This is a genomic window from Aquitalea denitrificans, assembly GCF_009856625.1.
Classification (GTDB): Bacteria; Pseudomonadota; Gammaproteobacteria; order Burkholderiales; family Chromobacteriaceae; genus Aquitalea; species Aquitalea denitrificans.
The window spans coordinates 3,101,697-3,125,237 of record NZ_CP047241.1 but is presented as its reverse complement, the minus strand read 5'-3'; the positions used below and the strand labels follow the sequence as shown (position 1 = coordinate 3,125,237).

Here is a 23,541-nt window from a genome sequence, read left to right as displayed (position 1 = left end):
ATGCTTCAAAAATCGACCCAATTTATATCACGATGAGCAAAGCCAGTCACCTTAAAGATATCGGCCTGAAGGCTACCGGTCCACGTCTGAAAATTCTTGACCTGTTCGAGATGACAGAAGACCGCCACATGTCTGCCGAAGATGTCTACCGCAAACTGCTGGCCGAAAATATCGATATCGGTCTGGCCACCATTTACCGTGTGCTCACCCAGTTCGAACAGGCGGGCATTCTGGTGCGCCACCATTTCGAGTCCGGTAAGGCGGTATACGAACTGAACCAGGGCGGCCATCACGACCACATGGTATGTGTGAAGTGTGGCAGCGTAATGGAGTTCTTCGACCCGGAAATCGAAGCACTGCAGGATCGTATCGCTGAGCAGCATGGTTTCCGCATTGCCGAACACGCGCTGTACCTGTATGGCGAATGTGTCGAATGCCAGGGCAAGTCCGGCAGTAAATAATGATTCCCTGGCTTGGCCAAGAACTGGTTTTTCCTCCGGTTCGTACCGCACTGGCCGAGCCGGATGGCCTGCTGGCCGCGGGCGGCGACCTGTCGCCTGCCCGCCTGCTGCAGGCTTACACCCAGGGCATCTTCCCCTGGTTTTCCGAGGGCGAGCCCATCCTGTGGTGGTCGCCTTCCCGGCGCATGGTGCTGTTTCCCGAACAGCTGCACGTCCGGCGCTCGCTGGACAAGGTGCTGCGCAACCGCCCCTTCCGTGTCACCGTCGATACCGCTTTCCGGCAGGTGATTGAAGCCTGTGCCGCCCCGCGCGATGGCGCGGCCGGGACCTGGATCATTCCCCCCATGGTTGAGGCCTATTGCAGGTTGCATGCGCTGGGCATCGCCCATTCGTTTGAAGTATGGATGGATGGCGAGCTTGCCGGTGGCTTGTACGGCGTTGGTTTGGGGAGGATGTTCTATGGAGAATCAATGTTTTCGCACCGCACGGATGCCTCCAAGATTGCCTTTGTCCACATGGCTCGCCACCTGGCCGGGCAAGGTGTGCGGATGATCGACTGCCAGATGCATACCCCACATCTGGAAAGCCTGGGCGCGACACTGATTCCAAGAACCTTATTTCTTGCTAAGCTGAAGCAGAGTACGCTTGAACCCCAGGCGGACAGTATGTGGATCTATCACTTCGACAATGAGCCATCGTGATGCCCCATCGGCGGTTGCTATTCATTTTTACGCGACTGCACCCTACCCATGTAGCTATCTGGACGATCGCCAGGCGCGGTCGCAGGTAGCCATTCCGGCTGAGGCCATCGACGCGGCGGTGTATAGCCAGTTGGTCAAGCTGGGTTTTCGCCGCAGCGGTCTGTATACCTATCGTCCTTACTGTGACAGTTGCCAGGCTTGCGTGCCCGTCAGGCTGCCGGTAGCCGATTTTCAGCCTAATCGGAGCCAGCGTCGCAGCTGGAAACGTCTACAGCAAATGGAAGTCAGGCTGCTGCCACTGGAGTTCTGCGAAGACCATTACCAGCTCTATCACCGCTATCAACAATCGCGCCATGCTGGTGGCGGTATGGCCGAGGACAATGTGCAGCAGTATTCGGAGTTCATCCTGAAGAGCGGTGTAGAGAGCGTGCTGGCGGAGTTCCGTCTGGCGGGCGAGCTGAAAATGATCAGCCTGATCGACCGCTTGTCCGATGGGCTGTCTGCGGTATACACCTTCTACGACTCGGATGATGCCCAAGCTGGCTACGGCGTATTCAACGTAATGTGGCAGATTGAGCTGGCGCGAGTGTGGGAACTGCCTTATCTGTATCTGGGTTACTGGATTGCTGATTGCCGCAAGATGGCCTACAAGTCGCAGTATCGACCGCTGGAGTGTTTACGTGACGGGCGTTGGGTGACGATGGCTGTAATGCCCTGAAGGGGATAACTGCCAAACAGGCTGACCATGGTCAGCCTGTTTGGTTTGCAGTGCCTGTAACCGGCAATCAGAAGGGTACGACGCGATCGTCACCGCTGCCGGTCAGTACTCGCACCCGCTGACCTGCAGCCAGCGGGATATCTGCATCCTGTACGATGGAAATCATGCGTCCGCTGCCATCAAGCTTCACGGTGACTTCCAGCGCATTCTTGGTACCCATGCTGCGTTGGGCTGCCTGCGTACCAAAACCGCCAGCCAATGCGCCAACGATGCCACCGGCAATGGAGCCGCGGCCGCCGCCCAGTTCGCTACCTGCCAGGCCACCTAATGCGGCACCGCCCAAGGTCAGCAGTTCGTTGTTTTTGCCTTCCATCTTGACATTGTTTACAGAAACCACAGTTCCGAGTTCAACTGTTTGCGCCCTGCGCATCTGGCCTTGAGAGTAGACCGCAGCCGAGTCGGAAGTGGCACAGCCGGCCAGAAGGCCGAGTGACAAGCTGCCCAGCAAGGCCAGGCGAGTCATCTTGTAGAACATGATGGGCTCCTTGAAATCAGTTTCGGGTTTGTTGCTGCAAGTACTGCGCAATGGCCTGGCTGCACTGGGCAATCAGCGGCGGGCCTTGATAGATCAGGCCGCTGTACAGCTGTACCAGTGTGGCACCTGCTTGGAGTTTTTCTACCGCATCTTCTCCGCTGAAAATGCCGCCTACGCCGATGATGGGCAGGCTGCCATCCAGCTCGCGGGCCAGCTTGCGGATCAGCGCCGTTGAGCGCTCCCGTACCGGAGCACCTGACAGGCCGCCAGTTTCATCCTGCAGGGGATGGCCGGCAATTTCAACACGGGACAGCGTGGTATTGGTGGCGATCACGCCATCAATCTTGTTGATGGTCAGCAGGCGGGCAATGTCGGCAATCTGTTCATCGTCGAGATCCGGGGCAATCTTCACTGCCAGCGGGACATAGCGGCCATGCTGATCGGCCAGTTGCTGCTGTCGGTTTTTCAGGGCGGACAGCAGGCGGGACAGTTCGTCACCCTGTTGCAGCTGGCGCAGGTTTTTGGTGTTGGGTGAGGAAATGTTGACCGTGATATAGCTGGCATAGGCATACACCTTGTCCAGGCAGATCAGGTAGTCGTCTACCGCATTTTCTATCGGGGTAACGGCATTCTTGCCGATATTGATGCCCAGTACGCCGTTGAAGTGGCAGTTGCGCACATTGTCCAGCAGCACATCAACGCCACGGTTGTTGAAACCCATGCGGTTGATGATGCCCTGATGTTCCGGTATACGGAACAGGCGTGGCTTGGGGTTGCCGTCCTGTGGGCGTGGCGTGATGGTGCCGATTTCCAGAAAACCAAAGCCCAATGCCGCCAGCGCATCGATATGATCGCCGTTTTTATCCAGCCCTGCCGCCAGGCCCACCGCATTGGGAAAGGTCAGGCCCATGGCCTTGACCGGCGCACGCGTGGCTGCGGGGGCTGCCAGGGACAGCAGGCGCAACTGATGTGCCTTGTCCAGCAGATGCAGGGTGTGTTCGTGGGCGGTTTCTGCGTCAAATCTGAACAGCAGAGGGCGCAGAAGGGGGTAGAGCATCGGTATCTCCGGAGTGAATATGCCTGCTAGTATAACCGTGCACGCGCCCTAACCGAAGTTTTGCCGGTCGGTTCGGAGAGGGGCACCGACCGGCGACAGGCTGCTCAGCGTATCTGGCAGGCGTCGGCAAAGTCGAAACGCGGCGAGCGCGGGTGCAGTTTTTCCACGTCGCCATAACCCAGATTGATCAGGAAGTTGGAGCGGAAGCGGCCATCGGGAAAGAAGGATGCATCCACGCCGGCATTGTCAAAACCGGACATCGGACCGCAGTCCAGCCCCAGTGCGCGGGCGGCCATGATGAGGTAGGCACCTTGCAAGCTGCTATTGCGTGATGCCGTGGTTTCGATGGCAGCGGCGTTGCCTTCGAACCAGCTCCTGGCATCAGCGTGCGGGTACAGCTGTGGCAGGTGTTCGTAGAACTGCATGTCCTGTGCCACGATCACGCATACTGGTGCGCTGAGGGTTTTTTCCACGTTGCCTTCCATCAGGAAGGGGCGCAGCTGCGCCTTGGCCTCGTTGCTCTTGAGGAATACAAAGCGTGCAGGGGAGGCATTGGCACTGGTGGGGCAAAGCTTGAGCAGATCAAACAGCTGGTGCAGGGTTTCATCGCTGATGTCACGCTGCTGCCAGTGGCTGTGGGTGCGGGCGTTGTGAAACAGTTGAGCCAGTGCTGCTGCCGGTAACGGGGTATTCATGAGGATGTCCTGTATTGTTTGTTGCGGGCTATTTGCCGGCAGGCACCGCCGCTGCCTGGGCGGGAGCAGGGGTTGGTGTGGTGGAGGGTTGGGATGGCAGCACTTCTGCCTCGTTCTGGTCTTCGGCCAGCACCGTGATTGATACACGGCGGTTGGTGGCGCGACCATCCGGTGTGGCATTGTCTGCCACCGGCAGGTTCTCGCCACGGCCTACGGCCACCAGCCGTGCCGGATTGATACCGTTTTCCTGGAATAACCGAACTACGCTGCCGGCACGAGCCGCGGACAGTTCCCAGTTGGAGGGATAGATGGAGGTCTTGATCGGTACATTGTCGGTAAAGCCTTCCACTCGGATCTGGTTGTTCACCTTGGACAGCAGGGCTGCCATGCTGGACATGATCTGGCGCGATTGGTCGTTGGGCGCTGCCTGGCCTACCGGGAAGAGGGCGGTGTCGCGAATGTCCACGGTAATGCCCTTGGGACTTTGGGTAATGTTGACTTGACCACCCTTGACCAGCGGATCCATCACCTTGGCCATGTCGGCTGCCAGCGAGCCCAGCTTGGTCGTGGGTTCAATGTGATGATCCCCCTTTACCGCCTTGGCAATCGGCTTGGTATCGGGAATCTCGATCATGGTATTGGCACCGCCGGTAGGCGGAGTGGTCTGGATATTGATTGTTGAACCACTGCGGAATGCGTCGACAATGGCTGAGGACAGCACCCGGTATTTACCTTCGTTGACCGAGGAGATGGCGTACATCACCACGAAAAAGGCAAACAGCAGGGTGATGAAGTCGGCGTAGGAAACCAGCCAGCGTTCGTGGTTTTCGTGCTCTTCTTCCTGCCGACGTCTTCTGCGTGCCATTTTATGCTCCGTGGCGGTGTGGGGTGGTCAGAACAGGCGGGTATTGAATAGGCTGCGTACGCCGCCGGCAAACTCCACGCCGATCTTGCGCGCCACGCGGCTGGACAGGTCGTCCTGCTGGGTGTAGTCCACCGTCTTTTCTGCCTTGATCACATCGCGGGCTACCGAGCGGGTGTTGCCCAGGCCATCAGCCAGCCCAAGCGGAATGCCTTTTTCACCAATCCACACCATGCCAGAGAACAACTGCGGGTCGTTTTTAAGCCGGCTGCCACGGCCATCCCTGACGGCCTTGATAAATTGCTGGTGGATGTCATCCAGCAATTGCTGGCGGATAGCGTCCTGTTTCGGATTAACCGGGGAGAAGGGGTCGCCCATGGCCTTGTTCTCGCCAGCGGTTTTCAGGCGACGCTCCACGCCCAGCTTGTCCATCAGGCCGGTAAAGCCGAAGCCGTCGGACAACACGCCAATGGAGCCGATGATGCTGGCCTTGTCGACGAAGATTTTGTCAGCCGCAGCGGCAATGTAATAGCAGCCGGAGGCGCAGACTTCCTGCACGGTCACGTATACCGGGATTGCCGGATGCAGCTTTTTCTGGCGGCGGATTTCGTCATAGGCCATGCCGGACAGTACCGGGCTGCCGCCGGGGCTGTTGGCCTCGATGATGATGCCGCGCGTGCCGCGGTCGTTGTAGGCGTCTTCCAGGGCGGCGCTCAGTTTTTCGGCGGTATTGTTTTCGCTGTCGATCACGCCATCCAGGCTGATCACGGCGGTATGGCCGCTGCCGGTGAGTGCATCCGCCGATTTGTCCTCATTGCGCAGGAAGATGGTGGTCAGCAGTACCGCGATGATGCCCAGCCACACCAGACGGAAGAAGATTTTCCAGCGGCGGGCGCGGCGTTGTTCCACCACGGCAGCCATGGCCAGTTTTTCCACCAGTTGACGTTCCCAGTTTGGAGTATCGTTCATTGCAGTTGCCCTGATTGCGGATGTCGGCAGTCTAACAAAATTCAGTCTGGCATGACATTCAGCCATACCTTGCCATCAGCTTCGACCAATGGCAGGGCCTGCAGATGTTGACCGCGACAGGGGCCGCCAACGCAGCGTCCATTGTTGGGCAGGTAGAGCGCGCCGTGCATGCTGCACACCAGATACTGGCCGGACAGGTCAAATATATTGCCGTCTTCCAGGTCTAGCTCAATCGGGATGTGCCGGCAGGCATTGACATAGCCGTAAACCCGGCCCTGATAGCGCAGGGCGATGGCAGATTGCGGCTTGCCATCCCTGCTTGTGATTTCAAAGCGCACTGCGCGGCCGCTGTCCACCAGGGCGGCGCTGTCGCAGATCAATCTAGCCGTGCCAGCAGCCATTGCTGCAACTCCGCAAAACTGTGGACGATGGTTTGTGGCTGGCAGTCTTGCAGCAGCCCCACGTCGTGTGCGCCATAGCTCACGCCCACGCCATGGGCGCGGGCATTCAGTGCCATGTTCAGGTCGTGGCTGGTGTCGCCAATCATCACCGTGCGGGCCAGTTCCACGCCCAGTTCGTCGCTGATTTCCTGCAGCATGGCTGGGTGCGGTTTGGAATGGCATTCGTCCACGGTGCGGGTGGCGTCAAATAGCGGCCCCAGGCCGGTTTCGGCCAGCAGGCGATTGAGGCCCACCCGGCTGTTGCCGGTGGCTACCGCCATGAAGACGCCACGTTCGCGCAGCGTATGCAGTCCTTCGCGCACGCCATCGAACAGCGTCACGTCTTCGTCGCTGCTACGGTAATGGCGGATAAAGCATTCGGTCAGCGCCTTGTGCTGGGCATCGTCCAGGCCGGGGCAGGCCATGTGTAGCGCCTGGTCCAGTCGCAGGCCGATGACATGGCTGGCCGCCTGGCGGTCAGGGACCGGCAGGCCCAGTTCGCGACAGGCATTCTGGATAGAGTGGGTGATGTGCGCGGTAGAGTCCATCAGCGTGCCATCCCAGTCAAAAACCAGCAGGTCGTAAACGCGTGCCATCAGCTTCTCAGTTTCTTCAGAAAGCCTTCCAGTTCGGCTGGTAGCGGTGCTTCCAGTTTCAGTATCTCGCCAGTCAGCGGGTGGGGCAGGGTCAGGCTGCGCGCGTGCAGGAACATGCGTTTCAGGCCGCGTTTGGCCAATTCTTTATTAAAGGCAAAATCACCGTATTTTTCGTCGCCGGCAATCGGGCAGCCACTGGCTTGCATATGCACGCGGATCTGGTGGGTACGGCCAGTGCGCAAATGGGCTTCCACCAGGGTGAAGTCGGCAAAGCGCTCCACCACGCTGAAATTGGTGTGGGCAAACTGGCCATCGTCGCCCTCGGCCACCTTGACACGGCGCTCGCCATCGGCGGTGTGGAATTTGAACAAGGGCAGCTTGACGCTCTTGTTGCTCGGGTCCCACGAGCCCAGACCCAGCGCCAGATAGCGCTTGTCCGGTACATTGGCACGCATCATGTCGTGCAGTTTCACCAGCGCCGAGCGCTTCTTGGCCAGCATCAGCAGGCCGGAGGTTTCCCGGTCCAGTCGGTGTACCAGTTCCAGATATTTCCAGTCCGGGTGCGCCTTGCGCAGTTGTTCGATCACGCCGAAGGACACGCCGCTGCCGCCATGCACGGCCACGCCGGCCGGTTTGTCGATTACCAGCAGGGCATTGTCTTCGTATGCCACCGGAAAGCTGCCGGGCGGCACATCGTTGACCGGGCGCTCGGCCACGCGTATGGGTGGAATGCGGATCGTATCGCCCGCCTGGATGCGGTAAGACGCGTCGCTGCGGCCCTTGTTCACCCGCACTTCGCCCGAGCGCAGAATGCGATAAATATGGCTTTTTGGTACGCCTTTCAGAATGCGCACCAGAAAGTTGTCCAGCCGTTGGCCGGAATCTCCCTCGTCTACGTCAAGAAACGTGACGGAGTCTTTGCGAATGTCAGTCATATTGCTTATACTTCGTGCGCTCGACCGCACATTTCAGTGCGATGACAGCGTTCCGGAAAGCCATGGTCACAGGCAGTATTGCCGCGTGATGCTGCTGCGGGAAAGTGAACCGGCCGGCAGGGTGTTGACCCTGACCTGATGCCGCGTCAACCGGCCGCAGCCAAGGTTAACTCGCTCACCAAAAAGCAGCGATGGTAATGCATTTAGTCGCATAACGCACTCACGAGTATTCCATTTCCTGATGCAGAGCCAGTCAGGAGATCTTGCAGCAAAGTTTGACCCGGCACGCAGCCCTCCAGTTTGTCCAGCTCGCCCGCGATGGCGGGCTGGGAGAAAATTTCCGATGCGCTAATGCGCTCAAACCCCCGGGCACGTGTGAATTTAGTCAGGAAGTAGGCTTGATATCTCGGTTGTAATGATCTTTATACCAACACTTCTTTCGGAAAGCGCCCATCAATAGCCTCTGGGCCGTCAAATACTGGCTGCATCCCTTGCGTGAGTGCCGCGCAGGGAACGTTTATGAAACGCATGTTGTTTAATGCAACGCAAGCTGAAGAGCTGCGCGTTGCCATCGTCGACGGGCAAAAGCTGGTCGACCTCGATATCGAAACCGTTGGCAAGGAACAGCGCAAGGGGAATATCTACAAGGGTATCATCACCCGTATCGAGCCTTCCCTTGAAGCCTGCTTTGTTGATTACGGTACCGAACGCCATGGCTTCCTGCCGTTCAAGGAAGTCTCCCGTTCCTATTTCCAGGGCTATGACGGTGGCCGTCCGCGCATTCAGGACGTGCTGCGTGAAGGCATGGAAGTGGTTGTCCAGGTGGAAAAGGACGAGCGTGGCAACAAGGGCGCTGCTCTCACCACCTATATCAGCCTGGCTGGCCGCTATCTGGTACTGATGCCCAACAACCCGCGTGGTGGTGGCGTATCCCGCCGCATCGAGGGTGAAGAGCGTCAGGAACTGAAAGACCTGCTCTCCCAGCTGGAAGTGCCCAATGGCATGAGCCTGATTGCCCGTACTGCCGGTATCGGTCGCAATCTGGAAGAACTGCAATGGGACATGGGTTACCTGATGCAGCTGTGGCGCGCCATTGAAGGTGCGGCCGGTTCGCAAAGCGCGCCTTTCCTGATTCTGCAGGAAGGCAGCCTGGTGATTCGCGCCATCCGTGACTACTACCATCCGGATATCGGCGAAATCCTGATCGACACCGACGAAATCTACGAACAGGCCCGCCAGTTCATGAGCCACGTGATGCCGAACATGGTGCATCGCGTGAAGCTGTACAAGGATCACGTACCGCTGTTCTCCCGCTTCCAGATCGAACACCAGATCGAAACCGCCTTCTCGCGTAGCGTACAGCTGCCGTCCGGTGGTGCCATCGTGATCGACCACACCGAAGCGCTGGTGTCCATCGACGTCAACTCCGCCCGCTCCACCAAGGGTGCCGACATCGAGGAAACCGCACTGCGCACCAACGTTGAAGCCGCCGAAGAAATCGCCCGCCAGCTGCGTCTGCGCGACCTGGGCGGTCTGATCGTGATCGACTTCATCGACATGGAAAACCCGAAAAACCAGCGCGAAGTGGAAAACAAGCTGCGTGATGTACTGAAGCACGACCGTGCTCGCGTGCAAATGGGCAAGCTGTCCCGCTTTGGCCTGCTGGAACTGTCGCGTCAGCGTCTGCAGCCGTCGCTGGGTGAAACCAGCCATGAGCCTTGCCCGCGTTGCCATGGCATCGGCTTCATCCGTGGTACCGAATCCTCCGCCCTGCACATCCTGCGCATCATCCAGGAAGAGGCGATGAAGGAAAACACCGGTGCGGTACACGCACAGGTGCCGGTTGATGTCGCCACCTTCCTGTTGAACGAGAAGCGTGCCGAAATCCACTCCATCGAAGAGCGTCTGGACGTGGATGTGGTGCTGATTCCGAACATCCATCTGGAAACCCCACATTACAAGATCGCCCGCATTCGTCACGACGATCTGGCCGAACTGGGCGATGGCCCGAGCTATCTGCGCGTGGAAGTGCAGGAAGAAGACATCATCACCAACTTTGGCCAGGAAAAACCCAAGGCCGAACGTCTGGAAGCCGCGGTCAAGGGCATTACCCCGCAACAGCCGGCTCCGGTATCCACTCAGCCTGTAGCTGCAGCAGCACCGGTGGTGGCCGAACAGGGCGTGGTCAGCCGTTTCTTTGGCTGGGTCAAGAGCCTGTTTGCCGAGCCGGAAGCTGCACCGCAGGAAACCGAAAAGAAAAAACCGGCAGCCGCCGGCCAGCGCGAAGGTCAGCGCAATGGCAATCGCCAGCGTAACAACGAACGTCGTCCGGGCAGTCAGGCACGCCGTGATCATCACGATCGCCGTCAGGGTGAAGAGGCCGGCAAGCGTCCGACCGAAGCACGTGCCGATGGTGAGCGCCAGGATGGCCGTCGTCAGTCACAACGTGGTGAGCGTGGTGACCGGCAGGAACGTCCGGAGCGTGTAGAGCGCCAGGAACGTGCCGAGCGCCCGGAGCGTCCGGAACGTGCCGAGCGCAGCGAACAGCCGCAACGCGAACCGCGTCAGCGCCGCGAACGCGAGCCGCGTGAAAACCGCGAAACGCGTGAACAGAATGCCCGCCCGCAAACTGAAGAGCGTGGCGAACAGGCTGCACCGCAAGCTGCTGAAAAGCCGTCCCGCCGTCGTCAACAGCCCGAGCGCAACGAAGCTGACAAGCCGCTGGCTGCTGCTCAGGAAGAACTGAACCTGAACAGCGCCGAAGGCGTGGAGGCTGCCGCCGAGTCTGCCGAACAGCAGGAGCGAGGTGAGCGTGGTCGCCGCCGCCGTGGTCGTCGTGACCGTCGCCGTGACAATGTCGAAGGCGATAGCACCGCTCAGGTGGCAGAAACTACCGCTGGTGATGTGACTGCCGAAGTGGCTGTTGCTGGCGTGGCTGCCGCCGCTGCGGTTGCGGTAGCTGCCGAAGTGGTTGCCCAACCGGCTGCAGAAGCTGAAGTTGCCGTGGCTCCTGCCGAGCTTGCACAAGAAGTTGTTGCCCCGGCGGCTGCTCCGGTCGAGACGGCAGCTGTTGTTGCCGCACCGGCTGAAGCTGCATCCGAACAGACTGCGCAGGCAGAGCAAGTGGTGGTGGCCGAGGTTGCTGCGCCTGCAGTGCTTGTCGTTGCCGAAGCACCTGTTGCTGTCGAGACCGCTGAAGTAGCCGAAGTGGCTGCGCCGCTGGAACAGATCAGCACCGTGGTCGAAACCAAGGTGGAGCAGCCTGAGGTGGCCGTCGCCGCCGAACCGGCACCTGCCGAACAGCCTGCTGCTGTGCAGCTTGAACACGTTGCCGAGATCGAGCCTGTGGCAGCGGCACCTGTGGTGGTGGAAGCTGCGGTAGTGGCCCAGCCCAAGGTGGAAGCCGCATTGCCGGCAGATCTGGGTGGTCTGGTCATGGTGGCAACCAAGGCTGTCTCCGAAGTGGAAGTTCCGCAAGTGGAAGTGCAGGCTGGCCCGCGCCGTCGCGACGTGGTACGTCAGACGGAAGAGCAGCATGTGGCCGTTGAGCTGAAGCAAGTGGAAACCCGCAACAACTGATGCTTGAATTGCCCCTGCAAAAAACACTTGCAGGGGCTTGACGATTTGCTCAGCTATTTATAGAATAGCTTTCTCTTTAGGCGATTCCCTGATAGCTCAGTTGGTAGAGCGACGGACTGTTAATCCGCAGGTCGCAGGTTCGAGCCCTGCTCGGGGAGCCAAGCATTTGAAGCCCAGTCAGCAATGACTGGGCTTTTTGCATTGTGCTGTCCGTCCTGGCTGCGCTCGGGCACAATCTGCCAGATAACAAGGACTGGTAGTTGAAAGGGGTTGGGGTGTCGATCACGCTGAAAAACGTGCGCTATTTTGTTGCCGTGGCCGAGATGGAATCCATTTCTCGTGCCGTACAGGACCTGAATGTTTCGCAATCGGTGGTGACTGAGGCCATTCGCGCACTGGAGGATGATCTGGGGGTGCTGTTGTTTACCCGTCACGCCCGTGGCATGAGCCTGACCCATGCCGGTTATCAGTTTCTGCGCCACGCCCACCAGATTCTGGCCTCGGTGCGCCATGCCCGCGAAGCCCTGTCTACCCGACCGGATGCCGTCACCGGCCAGCTCAATATCGGCGTCACCAGCCTGGTATGCGGTTACTTTCTGCCCTATCTGCTGGAGCGGTTTCGCAGCACTTTCCCGCAAGTGGATGTGAGGGTGGTGGAGGATCAGCGCGACTACATCGAGCACCTGCTGGTCAATGGCGAACTGGATGCTGCGGTACTCATTGTTTCCAATGTGCAGAACCGTCAGGCCTTGCATACCGAGGTGTTGCAACAATCCAGCTATCGCCTGTGGCTGCCTTCCGGTCATCGCCTGCTGGATGGTGGTGTGGTGACGCTGTCAGATCTGGCCGACCAGCCCTTGGTGGCGCTGAAGCTGGACGAACTGGAAGACGTGGCTACCGCGCTATGGCGGCAGATTGGCCGCAAGCCGCAGCTGGCGGTGCGTACTGCGTCGGTGGAGGCCATGCGTAGCCTGGTGGCGACTGGTGCCGGGCTGGCCATCATGCCGGATGTGCTGTATCGCCCCTGGTCGCTGGAGGGGGATAGGCTGGAGGTGCTGCCCTTGCAGGAGGCAACGCCGACGCTGGAAGTCGGGGTGGTATGGCGGCGTGGCATGCAGGTTTCTGACAACACCCATAACTTCCTTACCCTGGCCAGAGAGTACAGTCGCAGCCACAAACAGACCTTCTCCTGATATCTATTTAAAAGATAATCGCGTATTACTGATCGGAATTTTCGATAAATTACCCAATGTCATGTGGTACACCTGGTCTGCACGGAGGTCTGGTGTAGTTTCTACGGTCTGCGTTATTCCCATTTGCCTGCCTCTGGCATGAGCTATCTGTTTTTCCAAGTGCTGTCATTGGCCACACTGGCTAGGGGCGGTGGCGAACACTGCCTAGAATCGGCTCACACATTCCCAGACGCACAATGCGCAGTCCTTGGAGAAGGAGAAACGTGATGCAAAGCAGCCTGATTCGCCTGACCGCCGCCCTGGTCAGTTCCAGCCTGATTGCCCCTGCCGTGCTGGCCGCACCGCTGACCAGCCTGGGCAAGCCGGAAGGCAAGCTCAATATCATTGCCTGGCCCGGCTATATCGAACGTGGCCAGAGCGACAAGAATTACGATTGGGTGACCGGCTTTGAAAAAGCCACCGGTTGCCAGGTGAACGTCAAGACCGCCGCCACCTCGGATGAAATGGTGTCGCTGATGAATTCGCCCAATTACGACCTGGTGACGGCATCCGGCGATGCCTCGCTGCGGCTGATCTATGGCAAGAAGGTGCAGGAAATCAATCCGGCCCTGATTCCCAGCTGGAAGACGCTGGACCCGCGCGTGAAGAACGGCAACTGGTTCACCGTGGCCGGCAAGCCCTATGGTGTGCCCTACCAGTGGGGGGCCAACTTCCTGATGTACAACAGCAAGATCTTCCCCAAAGCGCCTAGCAGCTGGTCGGTGGTGTTTGAGCCGGGCAATCTGCCGGACGGCAAGCCCAACAAGGGCCGGGTGCAAGCTTACGACGGTGCCATCTATATTGCCGACGCTGCGCTTTACCTGATGCACAAGAGTCCCAAGCTGGGAATCAAGGATCCGTATGAACTGAACGAGGCCCAGTACGCTGCCGTGCTGCAATTGCTGCGTCAGCAAAAGGGCCTGACTCATCGTTACTGGCACGATGTCACGGTACAGATGAACGACTTCAAGAAAGAAGGCGTGGCGGTTTCCAGTGCCTGGGGTTACACCATCAACACCCTGCAAGCAGAGAAATTCCCGGTGGCCGGCACCATTCCGCAAGAAGGGGCCACCGGCTGGGCCGATACCACCATGCTGCATGCCCAGGCCCAGCACCCGGTTTGTGCATACAAGTGGATGGAATGGTCGCTCAACAAGAATCTGCAATCCGCACTGGCCGAATGGTTTGGTTCCAATCCGGTGGTGGCGGACGCCTGCAAGACCAAGGCTCCTGGTGGCAGCAATTTCTGCCAGAGCAACGGTTTTGACCGCTTCGGCCAGATCCGCTTCTGGCGTACGCCGGTGGCCAAGTGCAGCCAGGGTAGCTGTGTACCCTACAGCCGCTGGACTGCCGATTACATTGCCATCATGGGCGGTCGCTGACCGTATGCAGAACATGCTGCCTGCCGGTGTGGTACCGGTGGGCAGCCGGGAGTCTTGTTCATGAGCCTTGCTGTGCGTTTCCAACAGGTCAGCCGCCATTACGATGCCGTGCGCGCGGTAGACCAGATCGACCTTGCCATTGCCGAGGGCGAATTCTTTTCCATGCTGGGGCCGTCCGGTTCCGGCAAAACCACCAGCCTGCGGCTGATTGCCGGGTTCGAGCAGCCCAGCAGTGGCTCCATCCAGATTTTCGGCCGTGAAGCCGCTGGCCTGCCGCCCAATCTGCGTGACGTCAACACCGTGTTCCAGGACTACGCGCTGTTTCCGCACATGAGTGTGCTGGACAATGTGGCCTACGGGCTGATGATCAAGGGCGTGGCCCGTGCCGAGCGTCATCGCCGTGCCGAAGCCATGCTGGAAATGGTCAAGCTGGGGCAGTACGGCAGCCGCCGCCCGTCGGCCCTGTCCGGTGGCCAGCGCCAGCGCGTGGCACTGGCGCGGGCGCTGATCCTGCAGCCGCGTGTCCTGCTGCTGGATGAACCGCTGGGCGCGCTGGACCTGAAACTGCGCGAACAGATGCAGACCGAGCTGAAAGCTCTGCAGCGCAAGCTGGGTATTACCTTCATCTATGTCACCCATGATCAGGGCGAGGCACTGTCGATGTCGGACCGGGTGGCGGTGTTCAACAAGGGCCGTATCGAACAGATTGCCGCCCCGCAAGAACTCTACACCCGTCCGGCCACCGCCTTTGTGGCCGACTTTGTCGGTACTTCCAATGTGTTCGATGCCGCTTGGGCCGCCAGCCTGACCGGCCAGCAGCAGGCTTTTGCCGTGCGGCCAGAGCGCATACGTCCGGCACAAGACGTCCAGGATGGTGATGGCATCCGCCTGCCTACCCGTCTGCTGGATGTGCAGTATCTGGGCGCGGTCAGCCGCTACGAGCTGGAAGCCGGCCCGGAGCGCATCATCAGCATGGTGCTGCCCAATGACGATGCTGCTGCCACGCTGGCGCTGACACCGGGCCAGCCGATCACGGTATGGCTGCCGGCACAGGCCATGCATGCCTTGGCCGGTTGAGGAGGACAAGATGATGACTGCTTCGCTGCCCCAGGGGCAGATTGCGCCAGCCCGGCAGGGATTGCTGATACGCCTGGGCATCACCCTCTACCGTCACCCCGGTTTGCAACTGCTGTTGCTGCTGGCGCTACCACTGCTGTGGTTCGTGCTGGTGTATCTCGGTTCGCTGTGTACCTTGCTGGCTCAAAGTGTGTTCACTTTTGACGACTTCACCATGTCGGTCAGCCGGGAACTGACGCTGGATAACTACCGCCAACTGCTGTCGCCGGCCAATCTGGACGTGGTGTTGCGCACCCTCAGCATGGCCACGCTGGTGTCGCTGGCTTCGGCAGTGCTGGCTTTTCCGCTGGCCTATTACATGGTGCGTTATGCCCGTGGCTGGCAGAAGGGCTTCTTTTATGTAGCGGTGATGCTGCCGATGTGGGCCAGCTATATCGTCAAGGTGTATGCCTGGACGGTGTTGCTGGCCAAGGGTGGCATCGTGTACTGGGCCTATCAGTCGCTGGGCTTGCAGGGCATTGTCGACTGGTTGATGACACTGCCGCTGTTGGGGGGCAATTCGCTGACCACCTCCAATCTGGGGCGCTTTACCGTGTTTACCTATATCTGGCTGCCTTTCATGATCCTGCCCATCCAGGCGGCACTGGAGCGGGTACCGGCCAATCTGCTGCAGGCCAGTAGCGATCTGGGTGCCAGCGGTGCACAAACCTTCCGCCATGTGATTCTGCCGCTGGCTTTCCCTGGCGTGGTGGCCGGTTCCATCTTCACGTTTTCATTGACCTTGGGCGACTACATCATCCCGCAATTGATTGGCCCTTCCGGCCTGTTTATCGGCTCGATGGTGTACACCATGCAGGGTTCCATCGGCAATATGCCGCTGGCGGCCGCCTTTACCGTGGTGCCGGTGTGCATCATCGGCCTGTACCTGCTGGGTGCCCGCAAGCTGGGAGCGTTCGATGCACTCTGATCAATCCGACCGCGCCCCGTGGTGGCTGCGCCTGCTGGCCTTTGGCGGCATCGGTTTCCTGTTTTTGCCCATTGCGGTGATCGTGCTGTATGCCTTCAATGCGGAAAGTTCGGGTTACAGCTTTCCGCCACAGGGCTTCACCCTGGGCTGGTTTGCTGCTGCCTTTGCCCGCGATGATGTGCTGGCTGCCATCGGCCTGTCCTTGCGGTTGGCGGCACTGGCCACGGTGCTGGCGCTGCTGCTGGGCACACTGGCCGCCGCGGCGCTGTACCGGCGAGACTTTCTGGGCAAGGACGCCATCACCATGATGTTGATCCTGCCGATTGCACTGCCCGGCATCATCACCGGCATTGCCTTGCTGTCGGCCTTCCGGCTGGCGGACATCACGCCGGGTTTCTGGACCATCGCCATCGGCCACGCCACCTTCTGCGTGGTGGTGGTGTACAACAACGTGATTGCCCGCTTTCGCCGTATCAGCACCAGTTTGCTGGAGGCCTCGCAAGACCTGGGGGCGGACATGTGGCAGAGCTTTCGCTATGTCATCCTGCCGCAGATAGCCACTGCGCTGCTGGCGGGCGGCATGCTGGCCTTTGCCTTGAGTTTTGACGAGATCATCGTCACCACCTTTACCGCCGGCAATGAAGTGACGCTGCCCATCTGGATGCTGAACCAGCTTACCCGGCCGCGCGATGTACCCATTACCAATGTGGTGGCCCTGTGCGTGATGCTGATGACAGCACTGCCCATTCTGGCTGCTTATACCCTGACCCGTGGCACGGAAGACATTGCCGGCAGCGGCAAATAGACGAGGACTGAGCATGGACAAGACTCTGCAATGCAAAATGCTGATCAATGGCGAATTCGTGGCCGGGGAGGGCGATGCGGAAGCCATTCTCAACCCGGCCAGCGGTGAGCTGATCGTCAAGATCAACGAAGCATCGCTGGAACAGGTACAGGCAGCCGTGGCTGCCGCCCAGGCGGCATTCCCGGCCTGGGCCACCACTACCCCGCGCGAGCGTGCCGAAAGGCTGCTGCAACTGGCCGATGCCATCGAGGCGCGCGGGCCGGAATTTGCCCGGCTGGAATCGCTCAACTGCGGCAAGCCCTATCATCTGGCACTGAATGATGAAATTCCCGCCGTGGTGGATGTGTTCCGCTTCTTTGCCGGCGCGGTGCGCGCCCAGACCGGCATGCTGGCAGGTGAATACCTGCCTGGCCATACCAGCATGATCCGCCGCGACCCGCTGGGCGTGGTGGCCTCGATTGCGCCGTGGAACTATCCGCTGATGATGGCGGCCTGGAAAATGGCACCGGCGCTGGCAGCAGGTAATACCGTGGTACTCAAGCCGTCCGAGCAGACGCCGCTATCCACGCTGAAGCTGGCCGAGCTGGTGGCCGGCCTGTTTCCGGCCGGGGTGTTCAACCTGGTGCTGGGCCGGGGCGAAAGCGTGGGCAGCCCGCTGATCTCCCAACCGCAAGTACGGATGATTTCCATCACCGGCGATGTGTCCACCGGCCAGCGCGTGCTGGAAACCGCCGCGCGTTCGGTCAAGCGTACCCATCTGGAGCTGGGCGGCAAGGCGCCGGTCATCATCTTTGATGATGCCGACCTCACCGCTGCCGTGGAGGGCATCCGCGCCTTCGGTTACTACAATGCCGGCCAGGACTGCACCGCCGCCTGCCGCCTGTATGTGCAAAAAGGTGTTTACGAACGCTTTGCCGCCGATCTGGCCAGCGCGGTGGGCAGCATCAAGGTGGGCCACCAGCATCTGGAAGGCGTGGAAATGGGACCGCTGATTTCCGAGCGCCAGCGCAACCGGGTGGCCAGCTTTGTCGAGCGCGCCCAGCAACAGCCGCATGTCGAGGTGCTGACCGGCGGCAAGCTGGGTGAGGGGCCGGGCTTTTTCTACCAGCCTACGGTGATTGCCGGCGCGCGCCAGCAGGATGAAATCGTGCAGCGTGAAGTGTTTGGCCCGGTGGTGTCCATCACCCCGTTTGACGATGCCGAGCAGGTAATCCAGTGGGCCAATGATTCCGACTACGGCCTGGCCAGCTCGGTGTGGACGGCAGACGTGGGCCGGGCGATGCAGGTGAGCGCCCAGCTGCAATACGGCTGCACCTGGGTCAACACCCACTTCATGCTGGTGAGTGAAATGCCACATGGCGGCATGAAGCGCTCCGGCTATGGCAAGGACATGTCGATGTACGCGCTGGAAGATTACAGCTGTGTGCGCCACATCATGCTAAAGCACTGAGCACCGCTTTAAACCTGCTCAGCCGCCTTGGTTGCCAGCCCGGTATGTTTCCTGTTAAACGGCCGGGCTGTTTCATTTGCCACGGTATTCCACCCGCTCCAGCATTTCCTCCACCGCCAGTTGTAGTGCCTGGGCCGCGCCGTCCGGGCCGGGGCGGTCGGCAAAACCGGTCCATTCGCCGTAGCGCAGCTGCCAGCCGCAGAAGTCCGCCGCATCCACCCGCAGGATGAATTCCGGCACGGAAAACACCGCGCCGCTGGCGGTGGTGAGCTGGTAATAGACGATGCTGCTGCTGTCTTCGATAAACATGGCAATCCTGTGTCCGTGCAATGCAAGCAAGCTGGCAACCTTACTCCGTGCCGTCAGTGCTGACCAGCCGGATACGGTGGTGATTTTGCAGCGGCGAAGCCTAAACCCGCTTACTAAAATGGGGATAGGGCGCGCAGCATGCCAATGGTAAGATTGCTTGCATTTTTTTACCTGGACTGAAGGCGAATGCCTTCTCTTCCCCTTGCATGCCATCTCGAGACTCCAGCTCATGAAACGTCTTTTGCAGTCCCGGTCCGAACTGGCACAGATCATGTTTACCTTCCGGCATGTGTTTTACCGGCTGGCGGGGTTCAGCGCGGTGATCAACCTGCTGATGCTGCTGCCCTCCATCTACATGCTGCAGATCTACGACCGGGTATTGCACAGCCGCAATGAAACCACGCTGCTGATGCTGACCCTGATGGTGGTGGGGCTGTACGGCCTGATGGCGGTGCTGGAGTTGGTGCGCTCGGCGGTGCTGATCCGCGTGGGCAACCGGCTGGACATGCAGCTGAACTTTCGCGTGTTCACCGCCGCCTTCGAGCGCAATCTGCGTCGCAACAACGGCAATGCCAGCCAGGCACTGCACGACCTCACCACGCTGCGCCAGTTCCTCACCGGCAATGGCCTGTTTGCCTTTTTCGATGCGCCGTGGGCCCCCATCTACCTGGTGGTCACCTTCATGTTCCACTGGATGCTGGGCCTGTTCGTGCTGGCCGGCATGCTGATCCTGTGCGCGCTGGCCTGGCTGACCGAACTATCCACCCGTAAACCGCTGGGTGAGGCCAATCAGGCGGCCATTGCCGCCAGCAATTACGCCAACAACAATCTGCGCAATGCCGAAGTGATTGAGGCCATGGGCATGCTGCCGGCACTGCGCGAGCGCTGGTTCCTGCTGCAAAGCCGGGTACTGGAAAAACAGACCGAGGCTTCCGACCGCGCCGCACGCATTGGCGCGCTCTCCAAGCTGGTACGGCTGGCCTTGCAATCGCTGGTGCTGGCAGTGGGGGCGGTACTGGCCATCCAGAATGAAATTTCCCCCGGCATGATGATTGCCGGTTCCATCCTGATGGGCCGCGCCTTGCAGCCGGTGGAAATGGCCATCGCCACCTGGAAGCAACTGATCTCTGCCCGCGCCGCCTATCAGCGCCTGGATGAACTGCTGGTGGAGTATCCGGCACGCATCAGCGGCATGAGCCTGCCGCGGCCACAAGGCAATCTGCAGCTTGAGGGCGTGGTGGCGGCAGCGCCGGGCAGCAGCCTGCCCATTCTGAAAAACATCAGCTTTGCCGTGCAACATGCCGATGTGGTGGGCATTGTCGGCCCCAGCGCGGCGGGCAAGTCCACCCTGGCGCGCCTGCTGGTGGGCGTCTGGCCGGCACAGTCGGGCAAGGTGCGGCTGGACGGGGCGGATGTGTTCCAGTGGAACAAGGACGAATTGGGACCGCACATCGGTTATCTGCCGCAGGATATCGAGTTGTTTGAAGGCAGCATCGCCGAAAACATTGCCCGCTTTGGCAAGGTGGACTCGGCCTTGGTGATTGAGGCCGCCACCCGCGCCGGGGTGCATGAAATGATCCTGCGGCTGCCACAGGGCTACGACACCCGTCTGGGTGATGGCGGCAATATGCTGTCCGGCGGGCAGAAACAGCGTATTGCCCTGGCGCGTGCCATCTATGCCAGTCCGGCCGTGGTGGTGCTGGACGAGCCCAACTCCAATCTGGACGATGTGGGCGAACAAGCGCTCATCCATACCGTGATGGACCTCAAGGCCCGTGGCAGCACCGTGCTGCTGATCACCCACCGCACCAGCATTCTCAATGCGGTGGACAAGCTGCTGGTGATGCGCGACGGTCAATTGCACCTGTTTGGCCCGCGCGACCAGGTGCTGTACGCCCTCAATCAGGCCAGCCAGCAAGCCTTGCAACAACAAGCCGCCATGCAGCAGCAGGCCGGCAAGAATCCGGATGAAACCCTGGCATGAATCTGTTCCGCAAATTGACTGCATTACGCCGGGCAGCAGCGGCGCCTGCCACCCCGTCGGCGATTGAACCCTTTGGTCGGGTGGATACCGACGACAAGCGCATCGGGCGCTGGGGAGTGAAGGTCCTGCTGTTTGGTTTTGGCGGTTTTGTGCTATGGGCGGCACTGGCACCGCTGGACGAGGGCGTGACCGCCAACGGCAGCGTCATCGTTGCCAGCAACCGCCAGACCGTGCAGCACCTGACCGGTGGCAGCGTGGAAAAGCTGCTGGTGAACGAGGGCGATATGGTGCGCCAAGGCCAGGCCCTGCTGACGCTGAACGATACCGAAGCACGTGCGCAATTTGGCAGTACGCTGGCGCAGTTCATTACCGCCCGTGCCATCGAGGACCGGCTGCTGGCCGAGCGTGAGGGCAGCAACAGCCTGCAGTTTTCAGCAGAACTGGATGCGCTGGGGCAGGAGCAGCCGGGCAATGCCGTGCGTGTGCAGCAGGCAAAGCAGCTACAGACCCAGTTGTTTCACACCCGGCGCGAAGGACTGCACAGCGAACTGCAGGCGCAGGATGAAAACATCAAGGGCCTGCAAGAACAATTGCGCGGTCTGCAAGGCATGAAGGCCGCCCGTGCCGAACAAAGCAAATGGCAGGACAAGGAGCTGGACGGCATCCGCGAGCTGGCGGCGGGGGGCTATGTGCCCAAGAACCGGCTGTACCAACTGGAGCGCGGTGCTGCGGAAATCCGTGGCCAGTTGGCCGATACCATTGCCAGCATCGGCCGGGTGCAGGATGCCATTGCGGAAACCCGGCTGCGCCAACTGGCCCGCAAGCAGGACTACCAGAAAGAAGTGGAATCGCAGCTGACCGACATTCAGAAGGAAACCGCCAGCCTGCGCGACCGGCTATCCGCGCAGCGCTATGTGCTGGCCAACAGCATTATCCGTGCGCCGCTGGCCGGGCGGGTGCTGGGGCTGAAAATGCACACTGTGGGCGGCGTGGTACAAGCCGGGCAAGCCTTGCTGGAAGTGGTGCCGGAGAATCAGCCCTTGCTGATCGAGGCCATGGTGGACCCGGCGATGAGCGCCAAGGTGCATCCGGGCCTGGCGGTGGATGTCAGCTTCCCCGCGCTCAATCAGCAAACCACGCCGGTGATTCCGGGCGTGGTGGCCACCTTCTCCGCCGACCGTCTGCTGGATGCCAAAACCGGCATGCCCTACTACCTGGCCCAGGTGAAGGTGACACCGGCAGGCATGCAGCTGCTGGGTGATCAGCAGGTCAAGCCTGGCATGCCGGCCAGCATCGTCATCAAGAGCGGCGAGCGGACCATGTTGCGTTATCTGCTCAAGCCGGTGCTCGATCGCATGAACCTGGCCTTCAAGGAAAGTTGATGAGCAAGCGAGCGCTATTTCGTCCGACGCTGCTGGCTGCGGCCTGCCTGCTGGTGATGCCCATGCTGTCTGCCGGCCATGGCTTGCTGGAAGGTTTGCAACTGGCCCGTGCCAACGATGCCCAGTACCAGGCCGCCATGGCCGAGCGCGAGGCAGGTGAAGCCAACGGCCCGCTGGGGCGGGCGCAGTTGCTGCCCACGCTCAATGCCAGCTTCAACCGCAGCAAGGTGACCGGCAGCGATACCGCACCGGACTACACCGGTGCCATTTCTACCTCGCCGCTCAATTACATGAGCCAGGATGCCGCCATCCAGCTGCGCCAGCCGCTGTTTAATCTGCAGCGCTGGGCGCTCTACCAGCAGGGACAGGCGCGGGTGGACTACAGCCAGGCACTGTTTGCCCGCAAGGACAACGAGCTGGTGTTGCGTTACCTGTCGGCTTATCTGGGGGTGTTGTTGTCGCAGCAGAACCTGGCCCTGAGCGAGGCCAAGCTGCATGCACTGAGTGCCGCGCGTACCCAGGCGCAAAAGCTGTTCGAGCAGGGGGATGGCACGGTGACTGACATCCACGACGCGGAAGCGCGCATGGCGATGGCGGATGCAGAGCTGATCGAAGCACGTAATATGCAGCTGATTGCCGAACGCACGCTGCAGACCACTACCGGCCAGCCCGCCACGGCGCTGGCCGAGCCGGAGGCGGACATCGGCCGCTATCTGGGCACCGTGGGGCAGCTGGCAGAGTGGCGCGACAAGGCACTGGCGCTCAGCCCGGATATCCGCGCCGCGCAGCAGAATGTACGCATTGCCGAGCAGGAGGTAAAACGCGCGCGGGCCGGCAATTATCCCACGCTGGAACTGGTGGCCAGCAAGGACCGCTCCAGTGCCAGTTCGGTGTCCACCATCAATCAGCGCATCACCCAGAATGTGATCGGCGTAGAGCTGAGCGTGCCGCTGTTCAACGGTGGCTACAATAGCGCCCAGCTGGCGCAGAGCGCGGCACAGTATCGACAGGCGCAGGCGGAACTGGACAATGCCCGCGCCCAGGTAGAGCTGGAAGTCAGCCGGCAGTATTACGGCGTGAGCACCGGCGCGCGCAAGGTGGCCTCGCTACAAAAAGCAGTGTTCTCCAGTGCCGAGACGGTAAAGGCCAGCAAGCTTGGTCTGGTGGCCGGGGTGAAGACGCTGACTGACATCCTCAATAGCGAGGAGCAGTTGTATCAGGCACGGCGTGACTTGCTGTTGGCGCAATACAACCAGCTGGTCAGCTGGATTGCGCTGCGTGCCGACTGCGGTGTGCTGGGGCAGCAGGACCTGATCTTGCTGGACCGCCACTTTTCCGTGGTTTCCAGCGGGCACTGAAACACGGTGGCCTGGCCGCCTGCATATAAGGCATGAAAAAACGGCGT

Annotated in this window: 22 protein-coding genes and 1 tRNA gene; 14 read left to right on the top strand and 9 right to left on the bottom strand. The window is 60.4% G+C overall.

Annotated elements, in window-relative coordinates:
- Window positions 1-32: 32 nt before the first annotated feature.
- From fur to GSR16_RS14200, 3 genes are read left to right on the top strand one after another with little or no spacing between them, the layout of a single operon-like run.
- The gene (gene fur, locus GSR16_RS14210; RefSeq protein WP_159878473.1) at window positions 33-461 is read left to right on the top strand and encodes a ferric iron uptake transcriptional regulator; all 429 of its coding nucleotides are present in this window, start codon (window positions 33-35) and stop codon (window positions 459-461) included.
- Window positions 461-1,162, top strand: a complete 702-nt coding sequence (gene aat, locus GSR16_RS14205; protein ID WP_159878471.1) for a leucyl/phenylalanyl-tRNA--protein transferase — start codon at window positions 461-463, stop codon at window positions 1,160-1,162. Before fur ends, aat begins: the two co-directional genes overlap by 1 nt.
- Window positions 1,149-1,880 (top strand): arginyltransferase, encoded by a 732-nt coding sequence (locus GSR16_RS14200; protein WP_159878469.1) that lies wholly within the window; start codon window positions 1,149-1,151, stop codon window positions 1,878-1,880. The genes aat and GSR16_RS14200 overlap by 14 nt, the downstream gene beginning before the upstream one ends.
- A gap of 67 nt (window positions 1,881-1,947) precedes the next feature.
- Here GSR16_RS14200 and GSR16_RS14195 read toward each other — a convergent pair whose 3' ends face one another.
- The 8 genes from GSR16_RS14195 to GSR16_RS14160 form a co-directional block, all read right to left on the bottom strand.
- Complete coding sequence (locus GSR16_RS14195) at window positions 1,948-2,415, bottom strand: outer membrane lipoprotein (protein WP_159878467.1); 468 nt, start codon at window positions 2,413-2,415, stop codon at window positions 1,948-1,950.
- A 16-nt stretch (window positions 2,416-2,431) separates the two neighbouring features.
- The gene (locus tag GSR16_RS14190; RefSeq protein ID WP_159878465.1) at window positions 2,432-3,472 is read right to left on the bottom strand and encodes a quinone-dependent dihydroorotate dehydrogenase; all 1,041 of its coding nucleotides are present in this window, start codon (window positions 3,470-3,472) and stop codon (window positions 2,432-2,434) included.
- A gap of 104 nt (window positions 3,473-3,576) precedes the next feature.
- Entirely contained in the window at window positions 3,577-4,167 is a 591-nt protein-coding gene (locus GSR16_RS14185; RefSeq protein WP_159878463.1) for a malonic semialdehyde reductase, read from the bottom strand.
- Window positions 4,168-4,195: 28 nt separating this feature from the next.
- Window positions 4,196-5,032: a flagellar motor protein MotD gene (gene motD, locus GSR16_RS14180; RefSeq protein ID WP_159878461.1), complete on the bottom strand. Its 837-nt coding sequence runs from the start codon at window positions 5,030-5,032 to the stop codon at window positions 4,196-4,198.
- 27 nt (window positions 5,033-5,059) lie between these two features.
- Window positions 5,060-5,998 (bottom strand): S49 family peptidase, encoded by a 939-nt coding sequence (locus tag GSR16_RS14175; protein ID WP_159878459.1) that lies wholly within the window; start codon window positions 5,996-5,998, stop codon window positions 5,060-5,062.
- 41 nt (window positions 5,999-6,039) lie between these two features.
- Window positions 6,040-6,378 carry a Rieske (2Fe-2S) protein gene (locus GSR16_RS14170; RefSeq protein WP_240902495.1) on the bottom strand — a complete coding sequence of 113 codons (339 nt, stop codon included), beginning with the start codon at window positions 6,376-6,378 and terminating at the stop codon, window positions 6,040-6,042.
- Entirely contained in the window at window positions 6,375-7,034 is a 660-nt protein-coding gene (locus tag GSR16_RS14165) for an HAD-IA family hydrolase (RefSeq protein WP_159878455.1), read from the bottom strand. The genes GSR16_RS14170 and GSR16_RS14165 overlap by 4 nt, the downstream gene beginning before the upstream one ends.
- On the bottom strand, window positions 7,034-7,969 hold the full coding sequence (locus GSR16_RS14160; protein ID WP_159878453.1) for an RluA family pseudouridine synthase: 936 nt from the start codon (window positions 7,967-7,969) through the stop codon (window positions 7,034-7,036). Before GSR16_RS14160 ends, GSR16_RS14165 begins: the two co-directional genes overlap by 1 nt.
- Window positions 7,970-8,488: 519 nt before the next feature.
- Here GSR16_RS14160 and GSR16_RS14155 point away from each other — a divergent pair.
- The 8 genes from GSR16_RS14155 (at window position 8,489) to GSR16_RS14120 (ending at window position 18,461) form a co-directional block, all read left to right on the top strand.
- Window positions 8,489-11,548 carry an Rne/Rng family ribonuclease gene (locus GSR16_RS14155; protein ID WP_159878451.1) on the top strand — a complete coding sequence of 1,020 codons (3,060 nt, stop codon included), beginning with the start codon at window positions 8,489-8,491 and terminating at the stop codon, window positions 11,546-11,548.
- A gap of 85 nt (window positions 11,549-11,633) precedes the next feature.
- Window positions 11,634-11,709, top strand: a tRNA-Asn gene (locus GSR16_RS14150).
- Between the two features lie 99 nt (window positions 11,710-11,808).
- Window positions 11,809-12,741, top strand: a complete 933-nt coding sequence (locus tag GSR16_RS14145; RefSeq protein WP_240902494.1) for a LysR family transcriptional regulator — start codon at window positions 11,809-11,811, stop codon at window positions 12,739-12,741.
- A gap of 266 nt (window positions 12,742-13,007) precedes the next feature.
- Entirely contained in the window at window positions 13,008-14,162 is a 1,155-nt protein-coding gene (locus tag GSR16_RS14140) for an ABC transporter substrate-binding protein (protein WP_159878449.1), read from the top strand.
- A gap of 60 nt (window positions 14,163-14,222) precedes the next feature.
- On the top strand, window positions 14,223-15,239 hold the full coding sequence (locus tag GSR16_RS14135; RefSeq protein ID WP_159878447.1) for an ABC transporter ATP-binding protein: 1,017 nt from the start codon (window positions 14,223-14,225) through the stop codon (window positions 15,237-15,239).
- A gap of 10 nt (window positions 15,240-15,249) precedes the next feature.
- Entirely contained in the window at window positions 15,250-16,206 is a 957-nt protein-coding gene (locus tag GSR16_RS14130) for an ABC transporter permease (RefSeq protein WP_240902493.1), read from the top strand.
- Entirely contained in the window at window positions 16,196-17,011 is an 816-nt protein-coding gene (locus GSR16_RS14125; RefSeq protein ID WP_089082719.1) for an ABC transporter permease, read from the top strand. Before GSR16_RS14130 ends, GSR16_RS14125 begins: the two co-directional genes overlap by 11 nt.
- 13 nt (window positions 17,012-17,024) lie before the next feature.
- Window positions 17,025-18,461: a gamma-aminobutyraldehyde dehydrogenase gene (locus GSR16_RS14120; RefSeq protein ID WP_159878445.1), complete on the top strand. Its 1,437-nt coding sequence runs from the start codon at window positions 17,025-17,027 to the stop codon at window positions 18,459-18,461.
- Window positions 18,462-18,533: 72 nt separating this feature from the next.
- Here GSR16_RS14120 and GSR16_RS14115 read toward each other — a convergent pair whose 3' ends face one another.
- Window positions 18,534-18,770 (bottom strand): hypothetical protein, encoded by a 237-nt coding sequence (locus tag GSR16_RS14115; RefSeq protein WP_159878443.1) that lies wholly within the window; start codon window positions 18,768-18,770, stop codon window positions 18,534-18,536.
- Window positions 18,771-18,999: 229 nt separating this feature from the next.
- On the opposite strand from GSR16_RS14115, the gene GSR16_RS14110 reads away from it, so the two are divergent.
- Genes GSR16_RS14110 through GSR16_RS14100 form a run of 3 tightly spaced genes read left to right on the top strand, consistent with a single transcriptional unit; the run spans window position 19,000 to window position 23,494 of the window.
- Complete coding sequence (locus GSR16_RS14110; RefSeq protein WP_159878441.1) at window positions 19,000-20,754, top strand: type I secretion system permease/ATPase; 1,755 nt, start codon at window positions 19,000-19,002, stop codon at window positions 20,752-20,754.
- Window positions 20,751-22,136 (top strand): HlyD family type I secretion periplasmic adaptor subunit, encoded by a 1,386-nt coding sequence (locus GSR16_RS14105; RefSeq protein WP_159878439.1) that lies wholly within the window; start codon window positions 20,751-20,753, stop codon window positions 22,134-22,136. The genes GSR16_RS14110 and GSR16_RS14105 overlap by 4 nt, the downstream gene beginning before the upstream one ends.
- Window positions 22,136-23,494, top strand: coding sequence for a TolC family outer membrane protein (locus GSR16_RS14100; protein WP_159878437.1), 1,359 nt, complete (start codon window positions 22,136-22,138; stop codon window positions 23,492-23,494). Before GSR16_RS14105 ends, GSR16_RS14100 begins: the two co-directional genes overlap by 1 nt.
- The last annotated feature ends 47 nt before the right edge of the window (window positions 23,495-23,541 follow it).

What these genes read in the sequence shown, in the direction of transcription:
- GSR16_RS14130 (WP_240902493.1), top strand. Translation starts at nt 15,250, where the DNA reads ATGATGACTGCTTCGCTGCCCCAGGGGCAGATTGCGCCAGCCCGGCAG.
- GSR16_RS14125 (WP_089082719.1), top strand. Translation starts at nt 16,196, where the DNA reads ATGCACTCTGATCAATCCGACCGCGCCCCGTGGTGGCTGCGCCTGCTG.
- GSR16_RS14175 (WP_159878459.1), bottom strand. Translation starts at nt 5,998, where the DNA reads ATGAACGATACTCCAAACTGGGAACGTCAACTGGTGGAAAAACTGGCC.
- GSR16_RS14120 (WP_159878445.1), top strand. Translation starts at nt 17,025, where the DNA reads ATGGACAAGACTCTGCAATGCAAAATGCTGATCAATGGCGAATTCGTG.
- GSR16_RS14135 (WP_159878447.1), top strand. Translation starts at nt 14,223, where the DNA reads ATGAGCCTTGCTGTGCGTTTCCAACAGGTCAGCCGCCATTACGATGCC.
- GSR16_RS14100 (WP_159878437.1), top strand. Translation starts at nt 22,136, where the DNA reads ATGAGCAAGCGAGCGCTATTTCGTCCGACGCTGCTGGCTGCGGCCTGC.
- GSR16_RS14200 (WP_159878469.1), top strand. Translation starts at nt 1,149, where the DNA reads ATGAGCCATCGTGATGCCCCATCGGCGGTTGCTATTCATTTTTACGCG.
- GSR16_RS14195 (WP_159878467.1), bottom strand. Translation starts at nt 2,415, where the DNA reads ATGTTCTACAAGATGACTCGCCTGGCCTTGCTGGGCAGCTTGTCACTC.
- GSR16_RS14105 (WP_159878439.1), top strand. Translation starts at nt 20,751, where the DNA reads ATGAATCTGTTCCGCAAATTGACTGCATTACGCCGGGCAGCAGCGGCG.
- GSR16_RS14140 (WP_159878449.1), top strand. Translation starts at nt 13,008, where the DNA reads ATGCAAAGCAGCCTGATTCGCCTGACCGCCGCCCTGGTCAGTTCCAGC.
- GSR16_RS14190 (WP_159878465.1), bottom strand. Translation starts at nt 3,472, where the DNA reads ATGCTCTACCCCCTTCTGCGCCCTCTGCTGTTCAGATTTGACGCAGAA.
- aat (WP_159878471.1), top strand. Translation starts at nt 461, where the DNA reads ATGATTCCCTGGCTTGGCCAAGAACTGGTTTTTCCTCCGGTTCGTACC.
- GSR16_RS14165 (WP_159878455.1), bottom strand. Translation starts at nt 7,034, where the DNA reads ATGGCACGCGTTTACGACCTGCTGGTTTTTGACTGGGATGGCACGCTG.
- motD (WP_159878461.1), bottom strand. Translation starts at nt 5,032, where the DNA reads ATGGCACGCAGAAGACGTCGGCAGGAAGAAGAGCACGAAAACCACGAA.
- fur (WP_159878473.1), top strand. Translation starts at nt 33, where the DNA reads ATGAGCAAAGCCAGTCACCTTAAAGATATCGGCCTGAAGGCTACCGGT.
- GSR16_RS14160 (WP_159878453.1), bottom strand. Translation starts at nt 7,969, where the DNA reads ATGACTGACATTCGCAAAGACTCCGTCACGTTTCTTGACGTAGACGAG.
- GSR16_RS14185 (WP_159878463.1), bottom strand. Translation starts at nt 4,167, where the DNA reads ATGAATACCCCGTTACCGGCAGCAGCACTGGCTCAACTGTTTCACAAC.
- GSR16_RS14115 (WP_159878443.1), bottom strand. Translation starts at nt 18,770, where the DNA reads ATGTTTATCGAAGACAGCAGCAGCATCGTCTATTACCAGCTCACCACC.
- GSR16_RS14155 (WP_159878451.1), top strand. Translation starts at nt 8,489, where the DNA reads ATGAAACGCATGTTGTTTAATGCAACGCAAGCTGAAGAGCTGCGCGTT.
- GSR16_RS14110 (WP_159878441.1), top strand. Translation starts at nt 19,000, where the DNA reads ATGAAACGTCTTTTGCAGTCCCGGTCCGAACTGGCACAGATCATGTTT.